Genomic DNA, 20,291 nt, shown 5'->3' with positions numbered 1-20,291 from the left:
GGTAAGGCTTACCTATTCAAAGGATGAGCGATTGAACCGTCAACCCCCCAAAGCCGCAAGGAGTTAGGTTTGGCTTGCCTAATGACTGGATAGGGTCGGGAGGGTATTCGCCACCCGACCATCGCTTTTCCTTGCCAAGGAGCAATTCGCGTGACCGACCGCCAAAAAAGTTCGAAGCCACCACGGGTCGATCCACGCGTTTTTCATGAACTCACCGCCGACTCAAGAGGGTTACTCCGCAGCGCCCTGTCCCTCCAGGCGCTCTCCGCCGTCCTTTCCCTGCTGCCCTATGTCGGGCTGTGGCTGATCGCGGATGAGGCGCTGGGATCGGGTCGCACCGAACCCATCGTCTTCGGAGTGCTCCTCATCGCCGCCTCCGCCGTGGCGGCACTCCTGCTCCGACTCAGCGCCTACGCCCTGAGCCACCGGGCCGACCTGCGGGTACAGCGCTCGGTCCGCAACCGGGTGGCATCGCACCTGGCCCGACTGCCCTTGGGTTGGTTCACCGCAGGATCGGGCGGACGCACACTGGAAACCCTCCAAGGCGATGTGGAAGAACTGCACGCAGCGGTGGCACACGGTCGGATGGAGGTCGTCGCCGCCGTGGTGACCCCCTCGATCGCCGTGGGCTGGCTGGTCACCGTCGACTGGCGGCTGACACTGCTCGTGATCCTTCCCAGCACCGTGGTCCACTTCCAGCAGCGCCACCTCCTGTCCGGCGCCGGCGAACGTCAGCGCGGGGTGATGGTCGCCCTGTCCTCGCTGGTGGACGCGATCACCCAACTCGTCCGCGATCTGCCCACCCTGCGCGTGGTGCGCAGGGGTGACGGCGCCGGCACCATGGTCGCCGCGAGCGATCGGTTCCGGGCGGCACAGACCTCGGCTTACGTACGTGAGAACCGACGCACCGTACGCAACGGAGCCCTGGTGGACCCGGTCACGACCATGGCCCTCGTGCTCGGTGCCGGCGGCGCCATGGTCGCGGCGGGCTGGCTCTCGGCACCAGACCTGCTGCCCTTCGCCCTGGTCGCAGTGGCCGTCTCCAGCCCGCTCCAGGACATCGCAACGGCCCGCGCCGGAATGCGCACGGCACACCTCGCGGCCGAGCGCATTGGTCGGCTGCTCGACACACCGGCACTGCCGGAACCCGAACTCGATCGACACCCTGCCGGCCGGGACGTGGTGCTCCGCGACGTCACCTTCGGCTACCAGCCCGACGAGCCCGTGCTCCACCAGGTCAGCCTGGAACTGCGGCCCGGCACGATCACCGCGCTCGTGGGGCCTTCCGGCTCCGGCAAGTCCACGGTCGCCGCGCTGCTCGCCCGGTTCTACGACACCGATGAGGGCCAGGTCCTGATCGGCGGTGTGGACGTACGTGAGATGACGACCAGCACCCTCTACCGACACATGGGCTTCGTCCTCCAGGACGCCCAGCTGATCCGCACCTCGCTCCGAGACAACATCCGACTGGCGAAGCCCGACGCCACCGACTCCGAGGTCATCGCCGCGGCCAAGGCCGCCCGCATCCACGACAGGATCGAGGCCCTCCCCCAGGGGTACGACGCGATCGCCGGACAGGACGCCACGCTCTCCGGTGGGGAGCGGCAGCGCATCGCCATCGCCCGGGTGCTTCTCGCCGACCCGGATGTACTCGTCCTCGACGAGGCGACCGCCGGTATCGACCCGGAGACCGAGGCGGAGGTGCAGTCGGCCCTCGCCGTCCTGGCCGAGGGCCGGACCGTGTTGGTGATCGCACACCGACCGGCCACGGTGACCGAGGTGGACCAGATCGTCGTGCTCGACCAGGGACGTGTCGCACAGATCGGTCGGCACGAGGAACTCATCGCGGTGGCGGGCGTGTACCGACAGATGTGGAACGCGTACCGGAGCAAGGAGCACGTGGCCTGATGTTGCGCACACTTCTGGGCCTGTTCGACCCCCAGACCGCACGCGCCTACCGGCGCCAACTGTGGCTCGCCGCCAGCTACGCCCTGCTGGAAGGGGTCGCGTTCGGCCTGACCCTGCCGACGCTCACATCCGTACTCGACGACGGACCGCACACCTGGGCCTGGTTCTCAGCGCTGGCCGTGGCGGTGGTGGCGACCCTGGTGCTTCGTGCCTGGCAGACCGACATCGCCCTGCAAACGACCATCGCCGCCATCAACGCACTCCACCGTCGCATCGCCCATCATCTGGCCACGCTGCCCGTCGGATGGTTCTCCCCCGCCCACACCGGCAGCCTGATCCGGGCGATCTGGCCGGGTGCCGTCGATGTGACGAAGACCGTGCTGCTGGCCATGGCCCCGATGCTGCGGGGCGTGATCACACCGGCGGTCATCGTCGTCGTCACGGCGACCGTGGACTGGCGACCCGCCCTGGTCATGGTGGCGGCGGGACCGCTGCTGTGGCTGGTGCACCGCCGCAGCAGCGCCGTGATCGACCGCAGCGAGGAACGTACCCATCGGGCGCAGTCCGAGGCGACCGCGCGGATCATCGAGTTCGCCGAGGCCCAGCCGACCCTGCGGGCCAGCGGCCAGTTGGGGTTGGGGCATCGACTCCTCGCGGACGCACTCGACGAACGGGAGCAGGTGATGCGGACCGGCGTGGGACGGGAGTTGTTGGCGCGGGCCGGCTTCGGCACCACAATCCATCTGGCGGTGGCGGCGCTGGCTGCGGTCGTCGGTTGGCTGCTCCTCCACGACGACGCACACGTCGCATTGCTCATCGCCCTGCTCATCCTGGTCCTCAGGTTCACCGAACCGATCGGGGCGGTCGCCGAACTCGCCCGCGGGATGCGGTTGTGCGCCGCGTCGATCCGCAGGGCCGCCGACATCCTCGCCGCTGAGCCCCTGGCCATGGCGTCCAACCCCACGCCGGTTCCCCAGCCGGGCGCCGACGGAGGGCTCCGACTCACCCTGCAACAGGTACGGCTTTCGTACCCGGAATCCGACTGGGCGCTGGACGGGATCGAGTTGGATCTGCCCCCGGGCAGTACGACGGCGCTGGTGGGTGCGTCCGGTGCGGGCAAGAGTTCGTTGCTGCGCCTTGCGGCCCGCTTCATCGACCCCGATCAAGGTCAGGTGTTGCTCGGCGGGGTCGATGTGCGCGAGCTCTCGGCCGACGACCTCTATCGCAGCCTCGGGGTCGTCCTCCAGGACGTCGTGCTCCTGGAGGGCACGATCCGCGAGAACGTACTCCTCGGACGCCCGGGAGCCAGCGAAGAGGAGTTGCTGGCCGCGGCTCGTGTCGCCGGCGTGGACGAGATCGTCGCCCGGCTGCCCTGGGGCTGGGAGACACCGGTCGGCTCGGGCAGTTCCGGCCTCTCCGGTGGCGAACGGCAGCGGGTGTCCCTCGCCCGTGTCGCCCTCCAGGACGCACCGGTGGTCCTGCTCGACGAGGCGACGGCCGCGCTGGACCCCATGAACGAGTTGGTGGTGCGCCGCTGGATGCGCGCACTGGCCGGCCGGCGCACCCTGTTGATGGTCGCCCACCGGCTGCACACCGTCGTCGGGGCGGACCAGATCGTCGTACTGGACGCCGGCCGCATTCTCGACCGCGGCACCCATCAGGAACTGCTGACTCGGTGCGCGAAGTACCAGGACTTGTGGCGCAGCCACGAGGAGGCCGCCGGCTGGCGGTTGAGCAGCGGGGCGCGCAGCCGCTGACGGCTCCCTTCCGAGCGCTGCGAGGGCGGATCCCGCCCTCGTTCGAGACCATCTGACGCGACCGCGTCCGGCCCGTACGGTGCCGAACGCGGTCGCGGTGCTGAGCGCGTGGTGCGTCGTGCGTCACCGTTGTGCGTCACCGTTGTGCGCACTCGCCCCATGCATCGGGGCCGGATGTATTGTCCGACCCCGATGCGATTCTTTGCGTTCTCCCGTGCCCGCGGTACGAACCCGGCGAGTACGCCGGGTCAGCCCTCAGCCCTCCAGAGCGGTCACCCAGTCGTGGAGAAGGCCGTCGGCGGCCGAAAGTGCGGCGGGGTCCGCTGTCAGGCCCACCCCACCGCGGCCGTCGAAGGACGCGACGAACGCGTAGAACCGCTCCAGTCCGCGCACGGTGTCGGTGAACCGTTCGCCCTCGGTGGGTTCGACCCCTGGTCTGATCAGCGTGTTCGCCTCCGGCAGTCCGGTGAAGGCGCGCCGGCCCGCCGTGGTGGTGTAGCGGTAGGGCTCGTATCCCCCTGCGGTCGCCGCCAGGGCACGGTCCCGGTCCGCGAGGGTCGCCACGGTGTCTCCCGCCGCGGCGTGCACGGGATGTCGCCAGGAATGGGGCCCGATCGCATCCGTCGGTGCGGGACGCAACAGACGGTCGGTCACCGCGACGTCGGTGTCCAGCCATCGGCGCAGGGCGTAGAGCCAGGCGCCCACCGTCTCGTGTTCGCTGCGCGACGACCGGGTGCGCACCCAGAGATGGGTGCGGGTGGTTCCCGGCTCCCCGGGCTGGGGCCACAGGGCGGTCGCCTGGCGCAGGGGCTCGGCCCACGGGCCGGGTGTCGCCTCGGGCGGGCGGGGCCAGTGCGTGCCCTCCCCCTTCGGTTCCTCCCCCGCCAGGAAGGCGCTGATCTCCAGCCTCAGCAGATCGAGTGAGGTGTCGTCGACGGCCAGCGCATGGGCCGCCAGGACGATGGTGGGACCGGGGGCGAGCACGGCGTGCAGCACCTGCCCACGAGTCACGTCCACCTGGGCGCGCGCCACGGCCACCGCTTCGTCGAGGGAGCCCGAAGCGATGGACGCCAGCGGTCCATCACCCGGCGCGGACTGGATCGACGCCCTCCACAAGGTCTTGCGTCGGGTGTCGACGACCAACCGCAGCGCCTCGTGTCGACTGGTCGCGCTCCGCAGGGCACGTTCCAGATCGGGCAGGGTCACCGCGGTGCCGGGTCGCCACCACAAGGACGTGACGTACTCGCCCACCGTGGCTCCGGAGCGTCGCAACCGGTGTGCGGCGATCGGCAGCGCAACCGGTGTGGCGACGGACCCGGTACCGGAGTGCGCGACGCCGAGCAGGCCGGCCACCGTCCGATGCTCGAAGACGTCCGGTACCGAGAAGGGGAAGCCCGCCCGAGTGGCCTTGGCGACGAGCGAGATGGCGGTGATGCTGTCGCCGCCCAGCGCGAAGAAGTCGTCGTCGGGTCCGCAGGTCGAACCGTCCCGTTCCAGCACCTGGTCGACAACGGCGCACAGGGCGCGTTCCGCCGGGGTGCTCGGTGCCCGGTGGCTGGCGGGGACCTCAGCGGCCGGGACAGGGAGCGCAAGGCGGTTCACCTTGCCGTTGGGCAGGAGCGGGAGGACGGGGAGCGGGACGATCGCCGACGGCAACAGGGCCGCGGGCAGGGCGCGCTCCAGATGGGCCCGCAGGGCGCGGAAGTCGTGGGAGGAAGGGGCTTCCTGCCCGACGGACTGCGGGGTGACGTAGAGGAGGAGTTGGAGCGAGTCCCCGGGCCCCGGTCGGGTGACCACGACCGCGTCGCCCACTCCGGGCGCGGCACGGGCGACGGCGGCCAGTTCACCGAGTTCCACCCGCTGCCCACGGATCTTGACCTGATCGTCCCGGCGGCCAAGGAGGTCCAGCGCGGTTCCATGCCAGCGAGCCAGGTCGCCGGTTCGATAGAGGCGCTCGCCCACGGCGAAGGGGTGGGCGACGAAGCGTTCGGCGGTCAGGACGGGTTGGCCGCGATAGCCACGGGCCAGTTGGGCTCCGCCGATGTACAACTCGCCGACCACTCCGTCGGGGGCGAGGCGCAGTCGGTCGTCGAGGACATACGCGGAGGTGTTCGGCACGGGTCGGCCGATGGGCACGGCGGTGGTCGTGGTGCCGGGCACCGGGCCCGCCACCACATCGCCGGCCAGTTCCGAGCAACCGTAGGAGTTGGCGAGCGCCCCGGGGGGAACCGCCGCGCTCAACTCCGCTGCGAGCTTGGCGGACAGCGGCTCCCCGGTGGAGACCACGCGGGTCATCCCGTCGAAGGCCCCGGGGGTGCCGGCGATGCCGCGCAACAGGCTGGGGACGGCCATCATGTGCCGCACGCCGTGGGAGGCGATCAGCTGGGTGAGGGCCTGTCCGTCGCGGCTCTCCGTGTCGTCGGCCAGCAACAGGGTGCCGCCCGCGGACAGGGTCTCCAGGATCTCCGTGGTGCCGTCGATGAAGGTGAGCGAGCTCTTGGCGAGGCGTGCCTCTCCCTCGTCGAGGGGCCAGAGGTGCCCGGCCCACTGGATCCGGCTCGCCAGCGCACCGCGGGAGTTGACGACCGCCTTGGGGCGCCCGGTCGAGCCGGAGGTGTATCCGATCCAGGCGGCGGCCTCGGGTGGGCTCGGCCGTGGCCAGGTCTCATCCGACGCGGTGGCCGCGACCGTGGCCGTGGCGTCCAGGTCGTCGAGGAGCAGCAGCGGAGCGGTACCGTCCGGCAGGTCGGCAGCGAGTGGCGCCGTGGTGAGCACCGCCGTGGGTGCGCTGTCGGTCAGCATGAACCGCACCCGGTCGGCCGGATAGGCGGGGTCGACCGGTACATAGGCCGCCCCTGCGCCCAGCACCGCGAGGACGGCCGCGACCATGTCCGGTGAGCGAGGCAGCACCAGGGCGACCGTGCTCTCCGGCGCGGCGCCCAGGGCCTTCAGTCGGGCGGTCAGCGCACGGGCCCGGTCCCTGAGCCAGCGATAGGTGTACTGCTGGCCACCGCAGATGAGTGCGGTGGCTTCCGGGTGCCGGACCGTGCGCTGGATGAACTCGTCCAGCAGTGCGGGGGGTGCCTCCGTCCGTTCGCCGGCCCCGCGCGCCAGGAGGGGCGCGCGTTCTGACTCGGTGGGATCGATGAGCGTGCTCACCCGGGCACGGGGCCGCCTGGCGGCCCTGGTGATCGTCTCGCCCACGAGGTCCACCATGTCGGAGACGGTCCGCTGGTCGAACAGGGCGGCGGCGTAGGTCGCCTCGACGTCAAGACCCTCGTCGGTCAGGAATCCCTGGATCGCCAACGGGAAGGCCGTCGCGCCCGTGAAGACCGTCTGCCAGCGGGCCTTGGTACCGGGCAGTCGGGGCCCGCTCACCTCTTGGGAGAGGAAGAGCGCGAGGGAGTCGAAGAGTACGGGCCGATCGGGCTCACCCGGTGGTCGCAGCCGCTCCACCAGGAGGTCGTACGGGTACCCCTGGTGCTGGTAGGCGGTTTCGCAGGTGTGTCGCACCCGGGTGAGCAGTTCGCCGAAGTCCGGGTCACCGTCGAGGTCGAAGCGCAACGCCAGGGTGTTGCCGAAGTTTCCGACGAGGCCCTCCACTCCGGAGGTGTCCCGGTTCATCGCCGTGGTGCCCAGGGTGAGATCGGTGGCGCCGGTGTAGCGGTGCAGGACCAGCAGTTGGCAGGCGAGGTAGACCGTGAAGACGGTGGTGGCGTGCTCGGTGGCGAGTTTGCGCAGGCCCTGGGCGGCGCCGTCGGGCATGCGGCGGTCCACCCGGCCGGCCCGTTCCCCGGCACCGGCCTCGCCCGGCCGGGCTGTCAGCAGGGGTGGTCGTGCCGGGAGCGGGGTGAAGCGGCGACGCCAGTGGGCGAGCGTCTCCTGGTGTGCGGCCTCCGACCAGTTCCGTTGCTCCCAGGCGGCGAAGTCGGCGTACTGCACCGGTAGGGGGCGCAGCGTGGGTTCGCTGCCGTGGAGCGCCTGCTCGTACAGTGCGGTGAGGTCGGCGCTCAGGGCTGCGAACGAGAGTCCGTCCCAGATGATGTGGTGCACGGTCACAACGAGGAAGAACAGTTCGTCCGACGCCTTCGCCAGCAGGAACCTGATGGGACCACCGCGGGCGAGGTCGAAGGGGGCGGCGGCTTCGGCGGCGGCCGGTTCGTCGATCTGCTCGCCCGTGATCTCCAGCCACCGTACGGGGGGTGGGAGTGAGGTGTGGATCTGCTGGTACGGGTGGCCTTCGTCGTCGGTGTGATAGGTGGTGCGGAGCAGTTCCTGGCGTTGTGCGACACCCGCGAGTGCGCTCTCCAGCGCGCGCCGGTCGACTGCCCCTTCCAGGGTGAGTTGGATGCTGACGTTGTAGGCGCTGCTATCTGGATTGACCTGCTGGTGCAGCCACATGCGCCGTTGGGCGAAGGACAGGGGCGCCCGGTATGGATCGTCGCGTGGACGGATCGCCCTGCTCGACGAGGTGTCGTCGGCGAGTTTGAGGGCTTGCAGGCGGCGGCGCAGGAGTTCCTGTCGGGCCGTGTCCTGTCGTGAGGTGCTCACCGCGGGTCACCCGCCTTCGCAGCTCGGCCCTCGCCGAGGAAGCCTTCGATCGCCGCCGCGACGGTGTGCGTCTCGTGGAAGAGCGCGAAGTGGCCGCCCGGCAAGCGCAACCGTTGGCGCACATCCACGAGATCGGACCAGGCGAGCACGTCGGCAGGGGGGATGGCCGGGTCGTCGTCGGCGTACACCAGCAGGATGGGTGCCTTGACCTGGGGGACGGTGCGCGGTGGCGCCAGTACGTCCCCCAGGGCCAGGTCCGCCCGTAGCGGTGGGAGCAGGTAGTCGATCACGTCGGACTCCTCCAGGTCATCGGTCCCGGGACTGTCGAGCAGACGCACGAAGTCCACGAGCTCCGACGGGGTTCGACCGGGGCGGTGCGCTCCCCGGTCGTTGGCGGGCCAAGCGGACAGCACCAGCAGATCCGGGTCGACCCGGGCGGCGAGGGCATGTGCCATCGCCGCCCCCATGCTGTGTCCCAACAGCGCCAACGGACCGTCGACGGTCGGCAGCCCGGCCAGGGCCCGCAGCACGCCGGCGAGCGCCTGGCCGGGTTCGAGGACCGGTTCCTCGGCCATGCGGACACCTCGGCCCGGGAGTTGCACAGCGCGCACGTCCACACCGGGAAGGGCTGCGGCCAGGGAGTGGAAGGCTGCGGCCGAGCCGCCCGCGTGCGGCCAGCACACGAGCCGTGCACGGTGCTCGGTCGCATCGCCGCCCGGGGCACGCAACGGTTGCAACCAGGGGTCGTACGTCATCGATCGACTCCCCCGTGGAGTTGCGCGAATCCCCATGACGGCAGCACCTCGACGATCGCCGCGAGCACCTCGGTGGCGCGCTCCCGGTGCGGTTCGTGCCCGCAGTCCGGTAGATCGAGGCGCCGCACGGGACCGCTCACCCCCTCGACCACGGTGTCGAGCTGGTGTCGGGTGCCGTACGGGTCGTCCTCGCCCTGCACCAGGAGGACCGGGCAGTCCACCAGGGGGAGCAGCTCGGTGACGGACCAGTTGCGAAACCCTTCGGACAGCCACACCGTGCTCCACCGCTCGAAGACCGTGGCCGGGTCATCGTGGAAGACCGCGAGGCGGGCCGCGAGGCCCCCCGTGGCGAATTCCTCGGCGGTGGCGCGGATGCCTTCCAGTGTCCTCGGCTCCACGATGACGTGCGGCGCCATCAGGACCAGTCCGGAGACGGGCTGTTCGGCGGCGTGCACCAGGGCGATCGAGGCGCCGTCGCTGTGGCCCACCAGTACGGGTGAGGTGAGCCCGAGCGCGTCCAGGAACTCCGGGAGCGGGCCGCGGGCCTGGTCGTGGAGGTAGCTCACCGGGAACGGGCCGTCGAAGGGCCAGGACCCGCCGTAGCCGTGACGGGAGAAGGTGACGACGGTACGACCGGTCGTCCGGGCGAGTTGCGCGGGGAACCTGCGCCAGAGGGCGGCGCATCCGAGCCCCTCGTGGAGCAGCACCAGCGCCGGCAGATCGGGATCCCCCTCGATCCTCAGGTATTCGACGGGGCCGCCCTTCAGCAGGACTTCCGGCATCAGTTCGCCACCTCGTCGGTGACCTCGTCATCGGTGAGGGCCGCGACGTCGAGATAGACCTCGGCCACCTGCTCCAGCCTGCCCGGCGTCGATTGCCGTTCGGCCAGCCGGGTCGCCAGTGCCTCCACGGTGCGGGCCGCCATCAGGTCGGACACCGCGGCCTCGGTGGTGTCCAGCCACTCACGGACCCGGGCGATCGCCCCGGTCGCCAGTACGGAGTCACCGCCGCTGGCGAAGAAGTCGTCATCGATGCCGAGTCGGTCGAGCCGGAGGACTTCGGCGAGGATGTGGGCGAGGGCACCTTCCAGGGGGTTCTGCGGAGCACGGTAGACGTTCTTGCGGGTGGCTCCGCCCGTCAGCAGTCGACGTACCGCCCTGCGGTCGATCTTGCCGTTGGGTGTCAGGGGGATCGCATCGACGATGTCGATCCGGTCCGGCACCATATAGGGCGGCAGTCGCTCGGCCAGCGCGGCGCGGATGGCGCTGTCCCACTCCGCGGACGCCCCGGACGCCTCCTCCTGTTCCTCCGTCCCGATCGGTTCGTCGAGGCTCACCACCGCGGCGAGGCTGGGCACGGTGGCGTCGATGCGTTCGACGATCGCCTGGCGCACCCCATCGACCGATCGCAGGGCCGACTCGACCTCGCCGAGTTCGATCCGATAGCCGCGGATCTTCACCTGTTCGTCGCGCCGGCCGAGGAATTCCAGGCTGCCGTCGGGCAGATAGCGGGCGAGGTCTCCGGTGCGGTACCAGCGCCCTCCCTGGTGGTCGACGAATCGATCGGCCGTGCGTGCCGGGTCCCCCCGGTATCCGTGGGCGACACCGCGCCCGCCGATCCACAGCTCACCGCCCACCCAGTCCGGGCAGTCGAGGCCGCGTTCATTGACGACTCGACAGACGACGTTGCCCAGGGGCACGCCGTAGGGCACGCTCCGCCAGTGGGCAGGTGCCGGCCCCTCCACCTCGCAGACGGTGGAGTGGATGGCGGTCTCGGTGGTGCCGCCGAGCGCCGCGAACCTCGCGCCCGGGACCAGTGCCTTGAGCCTGCCGGGCAGATCCGCGCCGACCCAGTCGCCGCCGAGCAGCACCACCCTGAGCCCGTCGGAGAGGCCCTCCGGACCGGTACCGGCTTCCAGGAGCATGTCGAGGAGCGAGGGTACGCAGTTGAGCACCGTCGGGCGGTGGGTCCGGACCAGCGCCGCGGTGGCATCGGCGTCACGACGGGTCGCGTCGTCGACCGCGATCACGCTGCCGCCTTCCGAGAGCAGCCCGAAGACGTCGTAGACGGAGAGGTCGAACTCCAGGGCGGACAGCCCGAGCGAACGGTCCTGCGGACCGATGCCGAACCGCTCGTTGAGACAGTCGATGGTGTTCATCGCTGCCGCGTGGGAGACCTCCACGCCCTTGGGCTCGCCGGTGGAACCGGAGGTGAACAGCACATAGGCGATCTGTTCGGGTTGGACGGGCACGGGCCCGTCGAGGGGGTTCGCGCGCTCGGCCTCGGCGAGGGCCAGTGAGCGCGGACCGGATTGCGTGGTCGGCTCCGCGGTCACCGCGAAGTCGACCGCTCCGATGTCCTGGATGCGTTCGCGCCGCGCGTCGGGCTGGTCGGCGCCGATGGGTACGTACGCCGCTCCCGCCGCCAGGACTCCGAGGGCGGCGACGATTTGGTCCGGGCCCTTGGGCAGTTGGACCGACACCGTGTCCCCGGCTCCCACCCCGGCGGCGGCAAGTGCTCCGGCCACCCGTAGGGCGCGATCGCGCAACACTCCGTAGCTGAGGCTCTCTTGGCCGCTGCCGAGTACCGCCGTGGCTTCGGGAGCGGTCGCGGCATGGGCGAAGAAGCCTTCGTGCAGGGTGCGCCCGGACACCGGACGCGCGGTGTCGTTGGCCTTGCGGCGCGCTTCCGCCTGTCCGGCCGGCAGGGCGTCGATGACCGGTCGGTCCCAGCTCGCTTCGTCGGCCAACAGCGCTTCGATGGTGTCGCGGTGCCAGGCGAACATCGCGTCCATCATGCCGTCGGGGAATGCCTCGGCGCGTACGTCCCAGTTGAGCAGGAGACCGCCCCGCAGCTCCACGATCTGGGCGTCGAGGACCACCTGGGGGCCCTGGGAAATGATCCACACCGGCTCACCCAGGGTGGTGAGGACCTCGTCCGCGAACAGTTCGCCGAGGTTGAGGCCGCTGGTGTAGACGACCGAGGCGAGCACGGGCTCCCCGCGGTACCGCCCGAGGTCGCGAAGGACGTCGAGACCCGGGTAGGCGGCGTGCGACGCACTGGTGTGCAGGCTCTGCTGGAGGGACCGGGCACGTTCGGTCAGGGTGGCGGAGGCAGTGAGGTCGACATCGAGGAGGACCGAGCTACTGAAGTCCCCGACCATGTGTTCGACATCGCCGTGGGTCGGTTCGCGGTTGAACAGCGGCAGGTTGAGGAGGAAGCGCTGCCGGCTCGACCAGTGCCCGACGATCTCGGCGAAGACGGAGGCGAGGACCATAGCGGGGGTTACCCCGTGCGCATGGGACCGGTCGATGAGCCGCTTCTTCTGCTCGGGGTCCAACCAGTGCTCGTAGCGGACGGTGCGCAGCGGGTCCGCACGCTCCGACTCCGGTACGAGAGGCAGCGCGGGTGCGTCGGGGAGCGTGGGTACGCGCTCCTCCCACCAGGAGCGCTCGCGCTCCACGGCCTTCGCGTTGAGGGCCGCGTAGTCGCTGAGGTAGTGCTGATAGGCGTAGGCGAGCGGGGCGCTGTCCTCGGCGTCGCTCTGGTAGAAGCGGGCCAGGTCGGCCAGGAAGATGCGGTAGCTCAGGGCATCTGCCGCGAGCATGTCCACATCGACGTGGAGTCGGGTGCGCCCCTCGGGAAGGAGGGTCAGCGATATGTCGAGTACCTTGCCGAGTTCGGCGGGCATCCGCTGGTGCGTCTTGTGTTCTCGGATCTCGGCGAGCCGGTCGCCCACCAGGCTCGCGTCAGCCGTGCGCAGATCGGTCAGTTCCCACACCGGCAGACCGGGCCGGTCGAGGATGCGCTGGGTACCGTCGCCGAGGAACTGGCTGCGCAGCATTCCGTGACGGCGCACGAGTCGCTCGACGGCGCGCTCCATGCGGTCGGGGTCGATGTCGTGCCCGTCGAACTCGGCGTAGAGATGGGCGGCGACACCCCCGAGCGCCTGGTCGTCGCCGCGTCCGATCCAGTAGCCGTGTTGCATGACCGCGAGCCCGAACGGCTCTGTGTCGTCCGCCCTGGGTTGCGCGGCGGTGTCCGGCCGCGGCGAGGCGGCACCTGCGGCCAGCAGTGTGTACCAGGACCGCACGGTTGGTTTCAGTGCGAGGTCGGCGAACGTGACATCGGCACCGGTGCGTCGCCAGCGCGCCGCCAATTTGATCATCCGGATCGAATCAAGTCCGCGTTCGACCAGGTTGTCATCGAAGGCCACCGACTGCGGATCGAGCCGCAGTGCCTGGGCGGCTAATCCTCGGATCTCTTCAAGGCTGGGGCATGAACTGTCCACAAGCTCTCCATCAAGACCTCGACTACATGCATGTGAGAGCACCGTAAGTTAGGTTAGCCTTACCTTTCAAGAGCCCATCCGGACTGCCGCGGCGTCAAAACCGCGGTGAGAAGAGGAGCCTTGACGATGCCGATCGACCTGACCGAGTGGCCTTCCGAAGCCGCGAATTCCTATCGCACGGAAGGCTTATGGCAGGGCACTACCTACCCCGAACTACTGGCGTCCCTGGTACGGGACTTCGGCTCCCGCACCGCCGTGATCGACGATCGCGCCCGACTCACCTACAGCGAACTCGCCGACAGGTCCCATGCCGTGGCACGGGGATTGCGCAGGCTCGGCATAGCCGACGGCGACCGTGTTCTGCTCCAACTCCCCAACCGTGTGGAGTTCGTGATCACCTGGTTCGCGCTGATCACCCTGGGCGCGGTCCCCGTGCACACCCAGCCGGGCCACCGTCGTAGCGAAATGACCCATCTGGCTGCCCTCTCCGAGGCGACCGCCTATGTCATACCGGATGAACACTCCCAGTTCGACCACCGAGAGCTCGCTGCCGCGGTACGCGCCGAGTCTCCACGACTCCAGCACGTCATCGTGGTCGGCGACCCGGGAAAACACAGCGACTTCGTCCGCTTCGCCGACCTGGAGGACTCCCCTTCGGACGACGTTCCCGTCACCTCGTCGGCAGCCCCGGAGGACATCGCCGTCCTCCTGCTGTCGGGAGGCACCACGGGACTTCCCAAGCTGATCCCCCGGACCCACGACGACTACCAGTACAACGCTCGGGCAGCCGCCGAGGTGTGTCATCTCGGGCCGGACACGGTCTATCTGGCCGCCCTGCCCATCGCCTTCAACTACACCTGGAACTGCCCGGGCGTCCTGGGTGCACTGAGCGTGGGCGGAACCGTCGTCATGGCGAGCAATCCGGACCCCTCGTACTGCTTCGGCCTGATCGAGCGCCACGGGGTGACGATCACCGCGATCAACCCCCAACTCGCGCCGGTCTGGCTGGACGAGGCCGAGGCCACCTCGGTGGACCTGTCCGGTCTGCGCGTCCTCCAGATCGGAAGCGCCCGGCTCGCGGACGACACCGCCCGGCAGGTCATCGACGGTTTCGGCGCCACGCTCCAGCAGGTGTTCGGCATGGCCGAAGGGCTGCTCTGCCTCACCCGCCTCGACGACCCGCCCGCCGTCCTCGCCACCACACAGGGCAAACCGATCTCATCCGCCGATGAGGTGCGGATCGTCTCGGGCACCGACGAGGAGGTGCCCGAAGGGGAGGCAGGTGAACTCCTCACCCGCGGCCCGTACACACTGCGCGGCTACTACCGCGCGGACGAGCACAACACCAAGAGCTTCACCGGCGACGGCTTCTACCGCACCGGCGATCTGGTGCGCCGAACCCCGAGCGGCCATCTCATCGTGGTCGGCCGGGTCAAGGACCAGATCAACCGGGGCGGCGAGAAGATTGCCGCAACGGAGGTCGAGGGCCATCTCCTCGCCCATCCGGCCATCCGTTCCGTCGCCCTGGTCGCTTGCCCCGACGAGGACCTCGGCGAGTCGTCCGTCGCCTTCGTGGTGGTCTCGCAGGGCAGCCAGGCTCCCACTCGCGCGGACTTGGCGGCCTTCCTGAAGGAACGGGGGATCGCTGCCTACAAGACTCCTGACCGGGTGACGATCCTGGAGACGATGCCGCTCACCCCGCTGGGGAAGATGGACAAGAAGGCGCTCACCGAGCTGCTGCCCCGCTGATCAAAAGTTCCGCCCTTCCGTTCGGGGTGCCTCGCCCGGTCGACGCACCCCGAACGGAGCAGCCGGCCTCCGGTGATCTTCGCGGAGACCGTACGAGCATCCGGAATTGGCCGAAATTCGCCGTGGACCTGCGCATATCCATCGCACTTCCCTGTCCGCAGCCCCCGGATGAGCCACCCCCCGGGGATGCGTCGACCGCCCGTTCCCAACGGGCGCCGTTGCGGCGCGACAGGCACGATGTGAGGGCCTGTAGTACACGAGAACCGGTACGAAGGGGAGTGGCCGGCGCAGGTCGGGAATCCACGGACACCCCGGCGTCGGCAGCCCGGAGGACTCATGCGACGACACGTTCGCGCGCTCATCGGCAACCTACTCACATCCGTCGTCCTCGTATCGGTCAGCTTGCTGAACGCGGGGCCCGTACATGCGGGCGCACCCCCCGTGGCGGGGGCGATCCGGACGGAGCAGCGGGCGGCGGCACTGCCCGTGAGCGTCGACGGCGGCACCTGGCAGTCGGGGCACCTCCAGGGCATGGCCATCGACCACGCCCGGGGGTCCATGTACTTCTCCTTTACCGATCTGCTGGTCCGAACCGATATGAGCGGCAATCCGATCGGTTCGGTGACCGGTTTCACCGGCCACCTCGGGGATCTGGACTTCAACCCGGACGACGGCCGTGTCTACGGTTCGCTGGAGTACAAGGACGCGCCCGCCTTCTACATCGCGATCTTCGACGGCGAGAGCATCACTCAGATGAACATGGACGCCCAGTCCACGGGAGTCGTCTCCACGGTCCACCTCAAGGAAGTGACCGAGGACTACACGGCCGACCTCGACCACAACGGTGTCTTCGGCGGCGACACCGCCGACACTGCGGACCACCGCTACGGTTGCAGCGGCATCGACGGCATCACTTTTGGTCCCTCCATGGAGCGCAAGGACCGGGTGAAGCTCACAGTCGCGTACGGGATCTACTCCCACACCGGCCGCACCGACAACGACCACCAGGTGCTGTTGCAGTACGACGTGCGGTCGTGGCGGAAGTACGAGAAGCCCCTGTTGGAGAGCGCACCTCACACCAGTGGGCCCGTCGCGCCCGAGGGCAAGTTCTTCGTCCACACCGGCAACACCACGTACGGCGTGCAGAACCTGGAGTACGACGCCCACAGCGGCAACTGGATCATGGCCGTGTACCGGGGCAAGAAGGCGGCGTATCCCAACTACTCCCTCTTCGTCATCGACGGGTCCAAGGCGCCGTCCTGGTCGGCGGTCCAGGGCCAGGCACGCCCCGAGGTGGGTCGGGTGCTCTCCCTCCTCCCCCAGGGCCTCCACGACGAGATGACCGGGCAGTATGGGTATCGAGCACGCGGGCAGTACGGGTTGGTCTCGCTGGACGACGGCCGCTTCTACCTCGCACGGGCCGGCACCGTCGGCACGGGCGAGACGAGCCGTCAGACCGGACGCGCGGAGCTCTACCGCTGGATCGGCAGCACTCCGGATCCGTTCACCCCTGCTGCCACCCCTGCCGCCACGCCTTCCGCAGCGGGCAACGGTTCCAGCTGAGGCCCGCGCCGCCCAAGACCACTCCATCCTGCGCGATGGTGCTGGAGGGCTTCGTGGGTTCACACCCTGGCGATCACCGCATGACGCTCATCCGTCACCGATCGCCCCCAGAGGGCCGCATGGTGGCTGAGCGGTTCGATCCGCACCGCGGTGGCGAGGGGCCGTACCGCATCGGCCAGATCCTCGGCGCCGATGCCGCCGTCCCAGGGCAGCGGGTCCGCATCCGTGCCGTAGGGCGCTGCGCTCGGTTCTGACTCGCGCCAACGACCCTCGATCAGGACGAGCAGACCGCCGGGGCGTAGTCGGCCGGTCCAATCGCTCAGGGCGGCCTGTGGATCGGGCAGGGTCCACATCAGATGGCGGGCGAGGAGGACATCGAACCGCTGGTCCCCCGTGGGCGGGGCGGCTGCGTCACCCACGAGGAAGCGGCCCGTCAGACCCGCGCCCGTCAGCTTGCCCCGGGCCTGCTCGACCATCCGCGGTGACAGGTCCACCCCGGTGACCCGGTGACCGGCTTCCGCGAGCAACTGGGACAAGGACCCCGTACCGCAGCCGACGTCCAATACGTCGAGCGGGGCGGACGGCAGCCAGGAGTTGAGCAGGTCCGACCACGCGTCGCGGGTTTCGGGGGCTCGTAGGCCGTGGTCCGGTTCCTCGTCAAAACGGGATGCAGCGGCGTCCCAGTACTGGGTGATGGCAGCGGAGAGCGTCATCCGACCATCGTGTCAGTCGGTACTGACATCGCCCTGCCACCGGAGGAGAGCGCTGTTCCTCCCGGTGGCAGGGCGGGCTCGGCAGGGCGTCGCGCCGGCGGTCAGCCGGTCAGGTCGGAGCATGGGGCCGTGAGTGGCGATCACTCATTCCCTGCCCTTCTTGACGGACGGGCCGACCTCCTTCCATCCGTACGGCCCGGTCTCCGACCTTGGCTGCGCCCTGCCGAGCGCCTCAGAACCCTCGCGGGCTGAATTCCATGATGAGAGCCCCTCCTTGGGCGGGCTCGGTCGTTTCGGTTCGGGATGCGGGCTGGTGCTGTTCCAGTGAGGCGAGCCGGTCGTCCGGCCGGGGGATCTCCCCGAAGACCTCGTCGTCGCACTCGACGGGGAGACTGTGGATGAGTGCTCTCACCCTCGGGGGCAACAGGGGTCGATCGCCCTGGTGACAACGGACGATGAGGTCGGAGCGGATGCTCTCGGGCAATAGCCCCGGCGGCACGGAACGCCTGGGCCGTCGACGACCCCGGACCCAGCGCCACAAGCGCGACGACCGTCGGGACTCACGGGACGCCCCGGGCCCTCGCACCAGGTCCTTGCCCTGGTCGCGCCAGTACCGGGCATCACGGAACTCGGCCTGTTGCTCATGCAGGAGGAATAGACAGAAGGCGGCTGTGGCATCACCGGAACCCGCCGCGAACTGCCACCAGAACTGGGCGCCCTCCAGGTATCCCGCGAGGTAGAGGAGCGTCGCGAAGACGAGTGCCCCGGCCGGGTCGATGCGCTCATGGTCGAGGAAGCGCTTCAAGCTGGTGGCGGCCTGTGGCGCATCGACGATCAGCGCGGCAGCCAGATCGAGGTCGTGGGCTGCCTGTTCGGTGCGGCTGAGTGGTTGGCGTGCCTCCTGGGGAATGGGCGAAGATCGTGGGGCAGGGGTGCCGAGGCGACCGAGCGCGGCTTCGGTGTCGTAGTCGTCGTACTCGTGGGTGAGGACCTGCGCATCACGCAGGGCGTCATCGACGCGGATGGGGTCGGCGGGCTCGATCAATCGCTGTCCTCGTGTCGCATGTGCAAGGCGGTGGCGATCCTGCGGCGTGCGTGACGGATATGGGATCGGACGGTGCCGGTCCGGATGCCGAGGAAATCGGCGGTCTCCTCCTCGGTGCAGTTGAGGACGAACCGCAGGACGATCACGTCCTGCTGGCGTTCCGGCAGCTCCGAAATGGCGGTGTAGAGGCCGATCTCCTCACTGAGCACCGCGAATTCATCGCAGAGTTCCTGAAAGCGCGCCCGCTGGATAGCTTGGTAGAAGGCCGCGGTTCCCACCAGTTGGGGTTGACGGTCACGTGCCGCGAGCCAAGTGTCGACCTCGTCCTTGAGTAGGGTCCAGGCGTACCGCGGTACGGACTCCTGTTGCAGGGCGTGGTCCCAGTTCTGCTGCAGCCGTGCGAAAGCGGCCTGTACGACGGCTTCCACCGCTCGACCGCCGACCTGGGTGTGTGCGTAGCGCATCCACATCTTGCGGTGGAAGGTGTGAAACGCCTGGAAGGTGACTGACCGCGACTGCACGACGGCGGCACTGGCGGCGGGAAGGCGCGGATCGCTCACGAGCCGGCTCCATCGGGAGGAGCCATCGGCTTGCCGAGATCCGACGGAGCCGAGGCCGTTGGGTCCGCTGCACCGGCTACGACGGCGACTCCTTGCACGGGGAGGGCCGCCGTAGGGGCGCCGACGGCAACGCCGTCGCTCCCCAAGGGTGTTGCGATAGGGACGATGTCCACTTGCACTGAGTTCCTTCGAGGGTGTCAGGACACCGGACCGGCCCTCACAGGAGGGCGGGTGGTCGGTTGGGAAGTTCTCCCACCTTCAGCCAACCGGAAGCACCGCCCGTTCGTGCAAGACGACCCTCGAACTTTTTCTCGGAAGGTGAATATATGATGGCATGTACGGTGATGACGATCCGTCACATACCTTTCGACAAGGCCCTCTTAGGGCAACAGCGGCGCGCCACACCTCTTGCCCGGGCGCGTCACGGCGGGTGCACTGGTACGAGCGGGCCGGCCGGGCGTGTGTGCACCACACACCGAATACGGATGGGCAACAACCGACACGTGGGAGACGACATGAGTGATGACGCGGTGGATCTGGCGATGGATCGCGCCCATTCGGCCCGGATGTACGACTTCTACCTCGGTGGCATCACCAACTTTCCCGCGGACCGCGAGGCGGCGGCCAAGGCGCTCGCAGCCTTCCCCTCGGCCCCCATCGCGGCCCGCCTCAACCGTCGATTCATGCATCGCTCCACCCGCTATCTGGCTGCGGAGCTGGGCATCCGACAGTTCCTCGACATCGGCACCGGCATACCCACCTCGCCCAATCTCCATGAGATCGCCCAGGAGGTCGTTCCGTCCGCCCGGGTGGTCTACATCGACAACGACCCGATCGTCTTGGCCCACGCCCGTGCCCTGCTCCGCAGCCACCCCGACGGCACCACCACCTATGTGGAGGCCGATGCCCGGGATCCGCAGCGCATCCTCGACCACCCGACACTGCGCACGACCCTGGACTTCGCCGAACCCATCGGTGTCAGCCTCATCGCCCTGCTGCACTTCCTCCCTGACGAGGAGGCGGCCCACACCGTCGTGGACGAAGTGAAGAAGGCGCTGCCGTCAGGCAGCACCCTGGCCATCAGCCATGCCACACCCGACTTCGCTCCGGAGGCCATCGCCCAGGTGACTCGCGCGTATGCAGCAGTGGGGACCCATGTGCGCCCCCGCACCAGGGACGAAGTCCTTCGCCTCTTCACCGGCTGGGACCTGCTGTCCCCCGGTCTGGTCCCCACCCACCGTTGGCTCCCCGATCCGGACGACCCCATGCTGACCATCACCGATGCGGACGCTTCCTGCTACGCCGGAGTTGCCCGCAAGCCCTGACGCGCCGCCCGGGCCGGAGCACATCCAACGCGCTCCGGCCTGCCCCGCCTCCTCCCCCACGCCTCGCCTATGAT

The 20,291-nt window shown here is 69.3% G+C and carries 12 protein-coding genes; 5 read left to right on the top strand and 7 right to left on the bottom strand.

What is annotated here, in order from left to right; genetic code table 11:
• Positions 1-150: 150 nt before the first annotated feature.
• A complete protein-coding gene (locus OID54_RS36105; RefSeq protein ID WP_329026680.1) occupies positions 151-1,908 on the top strand; it encodes an ABC transporter ATP-binding protein in 1,758 nt (585 codons plus the stop codon).
• A complete protein-coding gene (locus tag OID54_RS36100; protein ID WP_329026678.1) occupies positions 1,908-3,665 on the top strand; it encodes an ABC transporter ATP-binding protein in 1,758 nt (585 codons plus the stop codon). The genes OID54_RS36105 and OID54_RS36100 overlap by 1 nt, the downstream gene beginning before the upstream one ends.
• A 255-nt stretch (positions 3,666-3,920) precedes the next feature.
• Here the strand turns inward: OID54_RS36100 and OID54_RS36095 are convergent, their stop codons facing one another.
• From OID54_RS36095 to OID54_RS36080, 4 genes are read right to left on the bottom strand one after another with little or no spacing between them, the layout of a single operon-like run.
• On the bottom strand, positions 3,921-8,216 hold the full coding sequence (locus tag OID54_RS36095; RefSeq protein ID WP_329026677.1) for a non-ribosomal peptide synthetase: 4,296 nt from the start codon (positions 8,214-8,216) through the stop codon (positions 3,921-3,923).
• Positions 8,213-8,971, bottom strand: coding sequence for a thioesterase II family protein (locus tag OID54_RS36090; RefSeq protein ID WP_329026675.1), 759 nt, complete (start codon positions 8,969-8,971; stop codon positions 8,213-8,215). The genes OID54_RS36095 and OID54_RS36090 overlap by 4 nt, the downstream gene beginning before the upstream one ends.
• Positions 8,968-9,753 carry an alpha/beta fold hydrolase gene (locus tag OID54_RS36085; RefSeq protein ID WP_329026673.1) on the bottom strand — a complete coding sequence of 262 codons (786 nt, stop codon included), beginning with the start codon at positions 9,751-9,753 and terminating at the stop codon, positions 8,968-8,970. The genes OID54_RS36090 and OID54_RS36085 overlap by 4 nt, the downstream gene beginning before the upstream one ends.
• Positions 9,753-13,262 carry a non-ribosomal peptide synthetase gene (locus OID54_RS36080; RefSeq protein ID WP_329026671.1) on the bottom strand — a complete coding sequence of 1,170 codons (3,510 nt, stop codon included), beginning with the start codon at positions 13,260-13,262 and terminating at the stop codon, positions 9,753-9,755. Before OID54_RS36080 ends, OID54_RS36085 begins: the two co-directional genes overlap by 1 nt.
• A gap of 126 nt (positions 13,263-13,388) precedes the next feature.
• Between OID54_RS36080 and OID54_RS36075 the strand changes: the two genes are divergently transcribed.
• Together OID54_RS36075 and OID54_RS36070 are read left to right on the top strand one after the other, a co-directional pair.
• Positions 13,389-15,011 (top strand): (2,3-dihydroxybenzoyl)adenylate synthase, encoded by a 1,623-nt coding sequence (locus OID54_RS36075; RefSeq protein ID WP_329026669.1) that lies wholly within the window; start codon positions 13,389-13,391, stop codon positions 15,009-15,011.
• Between the two features lie 336 nt (positions 15,012-15,347).
• The gene (locus OID54_RS36070) at positions 15,348-16,574 is read left to right on the top strand and encodes a hypothetical protein (protein WP_329026667.1); all 1,227 of its coding nucleotides are present in this window, start codon (positions 15,348-15,350) and stop codon (positions 16,572-16,574) included.
• A gap of 59 nt (positions 16,575-16,633) precedes the next feature.
• Here OID54_RS36070 and OID54_RS36065 read toward each other — a convergent pair whose 3' ends face one another.
• The 3 genes from OID54_RS36065 to OID54_RS36055 all read right to left on the bottom strand — a co-directional run bounded on the left by OID54_RS36065 (position 16,634) and on the right by OID54_RS36055 (position 18,892).
• The gene (locus tag OID54_RS36065; protein ID WP_329026665.1) at positions 16,634-17,287 is read right to left on the bottom strand and encodes a class I SAM-dependent methyltransferase; all 654 of its coding nucleotides are present in this window, start codon (positions 17,285-17,287) and stop codon (positions 16,634-16,636) included.
• Positions 17,288-17,519: 232 nt separating this feature from the next.
• Positions 17,520-18,332 (bottom strand): glycoprotein, encoded by an 813-nt coding sequence (locus tag OID54_RS36060; RefSeq protein WP_329026663.1) that lies wholly within the window; start codon positions 18,330-18,332, stop codon positions 17,520-17,522.
• Positions 18,329-18,892, bottom strand: coding sequence for an RNA polymerase sigma factor (locus OID54_RS36055; RefSeq protein ID WP_329026662.1), 564 nt, complete (start codon positions 18,890-18,892; stop codon positions 18,329-18,331). Before OID54_RS36055 ends, OID54_RS36060 begins: the two co-directional genes overlap by 4 nt.
• 515 nt (positions 18,893-19,407) lie before the next feature.
• Between OID54_RS36055 and OID54_RS36050 the strand changes: the two genes are divergently transcribed.
• A complete protein-coding gene (locus OID54_RS36050; RefSeq protein WP_329026659.1) occupies positions 19,408-20,217 on the top strand; it encodes an SAM-dependent methyltransferase in 810 nt (269 codons plus the stop codon).
• The last annotated feature ends 74 nt before the right edge of the window (positions 20,218-20,291 follow it).

It is taken from the genome of Streptomyces sp. NBC_00690 (assembly GCF_036226685.1).
GTDB lineage: Bacteria > Actinomycetota > Actinomycetes > Streptomycetales > Streptomycetaceae > Streptomyces.
Note: the sequence above shows the minus strand (reverse complement) of the source record. Positions and strands in the feature narration are given on the sequence as shown.